This window comes from Psychrobacter sp. TWR1-1-1 (assembly GCF_049895865.1).
GTDB classification, from domain to species: Bacteria; Pseudomonadota; Gammaproteobacteria; order Pseudomonadales; family Moraxellaceae; genus Psychrobacter; species Psychrobacter immobilis_A.
The window spans coordinates 1-7886 of record NZ_JAFCTE010000028.1 but is presented as its reverse complement, the minus strand read 5'-3'; the positions used below and the strand labels follow the sequence as shown (position 1 = coordinate 7886).

Below are 7886 nucleotides of genomic sequence, written 5' to 3'. Positions count from 1 at the left end.
TAATAGTGATACGCCTTGCAATTACAGGGTTTATAGTAATGCTAGGCTTTTTCTTGGCGTTTATTGCTACGATGGGTCCACCTATTGCACCTCATATTTGGAATGGGGGTCTGGATGGCAGTATTAGAATAGGCACTATTGTTATCGGCTTGGGTGCATGTGCTGCTATATTGCTTTGGTTTTTCTGGACTCTATGTTGTGATATCTATCGCTTTATTATTCGTACATCCCTGCCCGACTCTGATACTGAAACCAAATAGAGCAAGTAGGATTTATAGCTACCTATTATTAATAAACACCATAGAAAGAGATTTAGATGCCAAGTTTTATAGTTGTAGACAATGAAATTGTTAACCTATCGGAAATTAGACGGATAACTGCTGATAAAAAGCGACTTACAATCACATTTCATTTAGGATTTTGGAATGGTAACGCATTCAAACGATGTACTGACAGCCAGCATTTTGAAGCGGTTTTTAAGGATATAGTAGCCAAGTTGGAAGCTGAACAGATTTGAGTCCGCTACTTAGAACGCCCAGTTGTAAGTAGCAAGCCTTTCATCCTATTAGTAATCTATAACAGTTTTTTTATGGCTTACTAATATAATTCAGTTAACCAAATATGCTATAGAGTATGACACCAATAAACAAAAGCGACAAAATGTCATCACCCAGTATTATCCATTTATGCAAGGTTTTACCCTTGTTGTTATTATGCATAATAGAGCTACCGTTGTAATGACTTATAAAGTCATCATCACTTATAGAGTATCTTTTTTTCGATAAGAATATTTTTTGATCTAGATTTATAGGTATGACAACTTGCTTCAAAGCTCCTAAAAATACTCCTAGCCATATTAAGATGTTTAGTATGTCTTTATCTATAGAAGAGTTTATGAAAAAACCAAAACTTAGGATTAAAGCCACAATGAAAAACTTGCGGTAACTTCCTTTTGGGTAATCTAGGACAAATTTCCGCATCAAAAATCCTAATAAATGAACCTATGTTTGTTTAAAATATTGAATAGGAATGTTAGTGATAATTATTGTCAACGTATAGATTTGGTATGGTCTAATAACACGCTACCTCCTAGAATGGCGTTGGCCTATTAGCTGTACACCTTTTTTAAACACAGACTTTGCTAACTGTAATTTTGTTTTCATATTTACCAGTAGGCCCGTAACCACCTTCAGAGCCAATTACTCCAACCACACAAGTTTCGAACGATTTGTAGTAGCCGTCTTGACCAATCTTATTAGAGTTTTCTATCAAAAGCTGTTTTGGATCTGCCACATAGTAAGTTTTGCCATTTGCCTCTAGCTGATATACTTCAAAGCTTCTTTTAAAATTTCCACGCACCTCTACTTCTTCTGAGATGTTTTTTGTTATGGCTTCTGATGAGTTTTCTTTTACTTCATTAACGCTGTTAGGCTCTTTGTGACTACAACCTATACTCATAAGTATAAGTGTCGTAAGTGCTCCTACTACCAATCTAAAATTAGACATTAAGCTTTCCTTACCGAGTTATCAATAAATTAAGTTTCTTATAAAATGAGTTCAAAAAAGCTGGTAAGCATATAAATACAACGCTTTTTTTAATCAAATATTATCGACTAAACCAAGGAATTCTACAAGAAAATTGATACTCTGTGATGGAGTGTGCTTTGATGATAATCGTTCGGCACCCTAGTGAGGACTTGAATACTCGGTTGTAGGATAATGATAATAAGAGTTTGATCTATGGAAATAATTCCAGTGTACTTGTGAGTGTACATAGCGCTGATATTTCGAGGAAAATAACAGAGATACACCTGATATTGATTATGTTTCCTATTTTTTAAGATTTTGATAATGTAAGGTGTGAAAGATCAACTTAAATCAAGGTATCAATTCATGGAAACAAAATATCAAAAAGCTAACCCTTATGGAGAGCTTAGCACTAAGGCATTAGAAAATTTTGAACAAATAATACAGTATCGTTTACCAGAGGATTATCGAAAATATCTCCTTAATTTCAATGGCGCAGAGCCTACTAATACTGTTTGCAGTATATCAGATGCTGAAGGCGAAACGAGAATACACGGCGTGCTAGGTATACATGACGGTCCTGAATACTGTCGATTAGAATCGAACTTTGGTGATGATAACAGCACAAAAAAAACAGGGTTACTTGCATTTTCTGATGATGCATTTGGAAATTATTTTTGTATTTCCTTGCTACCCAAACATTATGGTGAAGTGTACTTTTATGATCATGAGTCTTCTTACGCTGATGATATTGATACCCTCATTAAAATAGCTGATAGTTTTGATTGTTTCATTGAATCTTTAATTTCTGAAGAAGAGTATGAAAACAGCTTAGCGAATACTGATCCAGAGTTTTATGCGAGATTACAGCATGCTAAGAACAACCCTCAAATATAGTTTAATAGGGTATATGAGAGTCAGGTTTTTGATGCTCTATGTTCGGTGCGCTATACAGGCATCGAACTGTAGGCTATAACCCTAATTTTTTAGGAAATGTTTAGGGTTTAGATATCTATTTTTGATGAATTCTTCGATATTCAGCACAAGCAAACTGATATCCATTGCTACAAGACTTTTGATACCATTCTAGCGCTTTGTTTTTATCCTGCTGTATATTGATACCCTTCTCATAGAATACTGCCAGCCCTGATTGAGCCATTGGAAGATCCTGCAAAGCTGCCTTGCGCGTCCACTCAAAAGCTTTCGTATCACTTTGGGTTGTGCCTTTACCTTTAAGGTACATATCTCCAATTTTTGATTGGTATAAATCAATACCGTCATTGGCTAAGTTTTGATATAACTCAAACGCTTTAGCATCGTTTTGATCTACGCCTTGACCCTTCTCATACATCAATGCCAGCATCCCCTGCATTTCTTTATGTCCATGGTTAGCTGCTTGTTGTAACCAATAAAATGCTTTTGAATAATCTTGAGGAACGCCTCTACCATAGTAGTATATAAGCCCTAATTCCGCTTGGCTTGAACCATCTCCTAGATTAGCTTGTACTGTAAGGTCTTCAAAATCCTTCTCAACATCCGATTTCACGGTTGGAACATTGTTTTGAATGCCATTCATCTTAGTATCAATGGCTTTAGTACACCCTGTCAGCATAATGCCAGTAAGCAAGAATGTTGTTAATATCTTTTCCATAACTACTTGTCCTTTTAGTTAATCAAGGTAACGCTATAATTTACCACTTACATCCCTATCATGATGTATTCTAAATACACCATTAGATGGTCTTATTATGTATACCCCAAGGGAACCAGCTATTTCACCCTTCAAACCTATTAACAGACCACTTAAAATAGACTGATATAAGGGAACCAGTTATAACAGACTATTTTAAGTGGTCGAGCCTTTGTCGTTATCTTGAGAAGTCATAGTCTGCTTCATTTCCATCTAAATATTCGCGTATAGGACGTTTCTTACTAAATTTGGAAGCGTCTTTTTTGATCTCACCTACTATAAAATCACTGTATGCTGACCAGTTCTTACCAGCGTCGCCTCTAGCAAGGTCGCTGTATGTGCTTATAAACTCTTTATGCCGACTGATACGCCACAACTGCTTGTCAGATAGTCCATCAATTGTGAACATATCTGCTGTATAAGCATCACGGTTTACGGTTCTTTCTTGTGGCTGATTAGGCTTACTCTTAGTAATTACTTTAAATTTAAAACCTATGATTGTACTTTTGCTTTTTTCTTGTTCATAACTTATTTTCAAGTCTGTTTTGTCGTTGATCTCAGCAACAGCGGCATCTAATACGCGACGCTTAAAATCGCTCATACGCTTATAATCATCGACTCCTAACCCTAATTGACCTCTGAACGTTTCCAAATCAAATAATGGGGTTTTCTTCGCTTTACGCCATTGAATTAAAAGTTCGTAAAGACGAACTGAATATACGCTATTGAGCGTTGCTGTTTGTCCTAGCAGATATTTAGTAAAAAATGTTTGCAAACCATCGATACGTGTTATTTCTTTGACCACTGCTGGTGTAAGAATAATTTCAATTGAGCCTTCACCTTTTATATATTCAACCTGACTAACCCAACGCGTTTTAACTTGATTATCCCGATCATTTATAAATGAGAACCTACGTTCAAAAAGTGTTGCTTCTGCTGATAAAAGCACATCGTAAGCCGTATCAACATCTACATCAAAGCACTCCGCATAACGCTTAGCTGATATGCGCAAAGGGTCATCGGCTGTCAGTCCTGTCTGAGTTTCCCTGCTATCAATAACGGCTAGCTGTATTAATCTAATTTCAACTAATGACAGATTTTGTATAGCTGTGTTCAATCGGTTGGATTTAACCACTAGATTATTCATACTGCTACCTTGACTAGATTCCATTCGTAAACCTCTCCTATAAACTTGACTAGATGACGACAATATAATTGTATGTCGTCATCTAGTCAAGTTTATAGATGTCGTCATCATACCCGATAGATGTCGTCATCATACCCGATAGATGTCGTCATCATACCCGATAGATGTCGTCATCATACCCGATAGATGTCGTCATCATACACTCACGACCCTTGATACATATAGACTTCAAGGTTCTTAAAAGCATTTAAAAGCATTTAAAAGCATTAAAAGCCTTTTAGTTGTGGATAAGCTTAAAAAACAAAGCACCATTTTTAATGGTTGGTTTAGGAAGCTAATTACTTAAATTTGCATAACACTGATTTACTGTAGAAAGAGCTTTTTTCATCTTCAATGCAGTCCTTGGGATCAACCCTCGCATAATAACCATTAGGTTTTTCGATAACTTTATGTGCAACTTGAGCCTTAGCAAGAGAATCATAGCTATCCTGCCGTTCACTGATTGCAGCTTTGCTAGGTATAAACATCCACACTAACCCAGCACCTAGAACACAAACGACGATGAGCAAGGTTACAAGTGTGATAATTAAGTGACGGCCAAACTCTTGCTTAACGTTATCTAGCATCTGTTTGGAAGCATCTATATTTAGCTCAGCTATCTTGTCTTTAGTATCGTCAAGGTTACTAGCAACACTAGTAACAGAGGTCTGTATCTTCACTAAGTCTTTATTAAGCAGCTTTGTTTTTTTTAAGAATTCATCACTAGCATCAGTGACGTGCTTAGTGAAGCCCTCATCAATACGCTTATGGTAGCTCTCTTCATTGGCTTCAAAGACTCTCTCTATCTCTTTGTTAATGGCTGAAACAAAGTCTGATTGGAGTAGGACTTCTTTATTTTGATACGTTTTTAGCAGTGAAGTCAGCTCTTTTGCCCACTCAGAGATATCTTGCGCTTGTTTATAATGCGCGTGGCTTAAGTTTGAGCTGTCAATCAGCTGCTTATCTATTTTTTTGGTATACGTTTGAAGCGTAATCAGTAGGTCTTCTAATGGAATAGAGAGGTCATTTTGTGGCATGGATTGTTCCTAGTCGCTAATTATGATGCTATTTAGCCTCTGAGAGCTGCTGTAGACGTTTTTAGGGTGATTTATATCTTATGCCACCCTAGCATCAAAAAGGCGCTGTGGGATGCCTGAGAAGCATTTGAGATGACTCTATGCGACCGTGAGTGTCGTTTAGTATTGCTTATGAGCGTTAAAAGCTAAGACTCATGCCCCGACTGCGGTTGATATCACGGCTATAACCATTGATTTCAGCGGATACCGTTCGCATTTGGCCTTGCTGATCAGGGCTAAGGGCGCTTTGTTGTCGATCTTTGATGTCATCGAAGACGCGCTCTAAAGTTTTAGTGTGTGCTTGCCTTGTCGATAGGTCGCTTATGGACTTGATATGCTCAAGCAGCTGCTTACTATGGCTGATAATGTGGCTGCCAATTTTATGCTGTTCACGGCCTGTAAGCTGCTTTTGGTGGTCAGTGGTGCCCGGCTCACTGCGGTAGTGTTGCCATTCGCTCATTTGCTGATCAAGGTGCAGGAGGGTTTTAAGGCGTTGGCCAAAGTCGCTTTCTTGGTCTATATTTTTTAGTAGTCGGTGCTGATTTGATAGCTCTTGATGCGAGATATGACCGTGTTGCGCCTTAAAGTCGGCCTCTTGTGCTGCTATTTGGACGCGGTGCTGCTCACGCTTTGCCTGACGCGCTTCTTCTTGCGCTAATAGGCGCTCACGCTCTTTTTTGTCCGCCATATCGCGCTGCTGCTGAGCAATACGCTGTTTTTCTAATGCGTCAGCTGCTTCCTTGGCAATCTGGCGCTGAATACGTGCCTGTTTTATCCGCTCAACCACTGATTCAGCCTGTTCTAGCTCGTCATTGCTGTCTTGACTGGGTTTATACTTCGGTGTGGGAGCAGCTGGGACGATAAATAATTGACTTTCGCGCAGATCGGCAAGTTCGCGTGTCCGTACTAGACGGTTGCGCTCAGTAATCATCAGGTTAATCTCACCTCTGATCGTCACTGGGACGATGCCGTTAAATAGCTCGCCTTTTTCCTTTGCTGCTGCTTTTGCTGTCTCGTATGCGTCACGCTCTAGCTTGGTTGCAACGCTACCCATCTTGAGTTGCGGCTCAATGTCTTTGCCCTGATCTGCATAGCTACGACTATCGATAAAGTTAAGATTATGCTCGGCTAGTTTATCGTTTGCCGTCTGCTCCCAAATTTTTCGAACCTCTTTGATTTCCTCGCTGACGCGCTCTAGTCCGAGCGATCTGCGCTTGTTGTCTGATAGCTCAATGGTTGCCTTTTTTTTTCAATACGATCTCGTTATTATCGTCAAGTTCTGCGGTGCGCGTGGTGAAAAGTATATGAGCATGGAAGTTACGCGGGTCTGCGCCCCGATCAATCTCTTTTTGTGTGGGTTGGTGAATGGCGCAATCGGCAATCGTACCGTAACGATCAGCTAGGGTTTGGGCGAACTGGTGCGCCAGCTCTTTTCGGTCTTCTGCGCTTAATTCATGCGGTAGATTAACCAACCATTCGCGAGCCACGCGCGCATCGACTCGCTTCTCGGCAGCCTCCGCTTTATTCCAAAGATCGCCCCGATCAACAGTAGCCTTAGCATCTGCCAATGCTGACGGTAAAATAATATCCGCACTCATCACGCCATGCTTTTTTGAGTAATCATGGGTCTTACCATATCGCTTATCTACAAGCTCAACACCAGCACGATAGCTTGCAGAAGCAACGGCACTTTGTCCATTACCTCGAGATATTGATTTAGTTGATGCGATAAAAATAGCCATTTCTAAAAGCTCTAGTTCTTAGTTTTTAGCACTACGTCTTTTCGTAGTGTTGGGGGTGTGGGGGTCTTACCCCTGCCGATGTTTTGACTTCATAAATGTATGACCGTAGGGAATAAACATTTGTGAAGTCGAAAACTCGCACTTAGTCAGTGGGACTTAACCATCCGTCAATTAACTATATCATAAACTGTTGTTAGGTACTGGCGAAGTTGCTATAGTCATGGGAATAAATAATTTCATGATATAAGGAAAAGGGTATGGGCTTACTTGGTGGTAATGATTTAAAGGAACAGCAGAAGATTAATGATCTTGAGCTTAAGATAAATAGAGAGAAGCAGAAGCTAGATAAGAAGCTAACACGGCAAAAAATTCTACTGGGTGCTTTTTTGGTAGATGCTTTAGAGAATAATTCAGTAGATGGTTTGAAAGAATATACGGCTGATAATCTATTGAATTTCCTGACCAGACAGACGGATAAGGATTTAATGGCAGATTTGGTAAAGGGACTTAAAGCAATTGAAAGTTAAGTAGCCAAAAAAAAGGATGGTCATGTTTAAGTTTCTAGAGCATAAGAAGAATGATACATGGGTTGATAACATATTAGTAATAGTGATACGCCTTGCAATTACAGGGTTTATAGTAATGCTAGGCTTTTTCTTGGCGTT

At 39.1% G+C, this 7886-nt stretch carries 11 protein-coding genes; 4 read left to right on the top strand and 7 right to left on the bottom strand.

From position 1 onward, the window contains the following. A partial coding sequence (locus tag ACP69U_RS13330; protein WP_426138775.1) for a hypothetical protein occupies nucleotides 1-260 on the top strand: 260 nt, incomplete at its 5' end. A gap of 56 nt (nucleotides 261-316) precedes the next feature. After that, complete coding sequence (locus tag ACP69U_RS13325; protein ID WP_198331046.1) at nucleotides 317-517, top strand: hypothetical protein; 201 nt, start codon at nucleotides 317-319, stop codon at nucleotides 515-517. A 94-nt stretch (nucleotides 518-611) separates the two neighbouring features. Here the strand turns inward: ACP69U_RS13325 and ACP69U_RS13320 are convergent, their stop codons facing one another. Then, complete coding sequence (locus ACP69U_RS13320) at nucleotides 612-980, bottom strand: hypothetical protein (RefSeq protein ID WP_198331045.1); 369 nt, start codon at nucleotides 978-980, stop codon at nucleotides 612-614. 145 nt (nucleotides 981-1125) lie between these two features. Further along, the gene (locus tag ACP69U_RS13315; RefSeq protein WP_198331044.1) at nucleotides 1126-1506 is read right to left on the bottom strand and encodes a hypothetical protein; all 381 of its coding nucleotides are present in this window, start codon (nucleotides 1504-1506) and stop codon (nucleotides 1126-1128) included. A gap of 387 nt (nucleotides 1507-1893) precedes the next feature. Here ACP69U_RS13315 and ACP69U_RS13310 point away from each other — a divergent pair, with 387 nt between their 5' ends. Continuing rightward, nucleotides 1894-2424, top strand: a complete 531-nt coding sequence (locus ACP69U_RS13310; RefSeq protein ID WP_198331043.1) for an SMI1/KNR4 family protein — start codon at nucleotides 1894-1896, stop codon at nucleotides 2422-2424. Between the two features lie 115 nt (nucleotides 2425-2539). Here the strand turns inward: ACP69U_RS13310 and ACP69U_RS13305 are convergent, their stop codons facing one another. The 5 genes from ACP69U_RS13305 to ACP69U_RS13285 all read right to left on the bottom strand — a co-directional run bounded on the left by ACP69U_RS13305 (nucleotide 2540) and on the right by ACP69U_RS13285 (nucleotide 7221). Beyond that, nucleotides 2540-3178: a tetratricopeptide repeat protein gene (locus ACP69U_RS13305; RefSeq protein WP_426138774.1), complete on the bottom strand. Its 639-nt coding sequence runs from the start codon at nucleotides 3176-3178 to the stop codon at nucleotides 2540-2542. Nucleotides 3179-3395: 217 nt separating this feature from the next. Continuing rightward, a complete protein-coding gene (gene repM / locus ACP69U_RS13300; protein ID WP_426138773.1) occupies nucleotides 3396-4364 on the bottom strand; it encodes a replication initiation protein RepM in 969 nt (322 codons plus the stop codon). A 338-nt stretch (nucleotides 4365-4702) separates the two neighbouring features. Beyond that, on the bottom strand, nucleotides 4703-5440 hold the full coding sequence (locus tag ACP69U_RS13295) for a hypothetical protein (RefSeq protein ID WP_426138772.1): 738 nt from the start codon (nucleotides 5438-5440) through the stop codon (nucleotides 4703-4705). A gap of 178 nt (nucleotides 5441-5618) precedes the next feature. After that, entirely contained in the window at nucleotides 5619-6656 is a 1038-nt protein-coding gene (locus ACP69U_RS13290; RefSeq protein WP_426138776.1) for a MobA/MobL family protein, read from the bottom strand. Nucleotides 6657-6708: 52 nt separating this feature from the next. Continuing rightward, nucleotides 6709-7221: a MobA/MobL family protein gene (locus ACP69U_RS13285; protein ID WP_426138771.1), complete on the bottom strand. Its 513-nt coding sequence runs from the start codon at nucleotides 7219-7221 to the stop codon at nucleotides 6709-6711. Nucleotides 7222-7478: 257 nt separating this feature from the next. Here ACP69U_RS13285 and ACP69U_RS13280 point away from each other — a divergent pair, with 257 nt between their 5' ends. Further along, nucleotides 7479-7748, top strand: a complete 270-nt coding sequence (locus ACP69U_RS13280; RefSeq protein ID WP_426138770.1) for a mobilization protein MobS — start codon at nucleotides 7479-7481, stop codon at nucleotides 7746-7748. Nucleotides 7749-7886 lie beyond the last annotated feature (138 nt).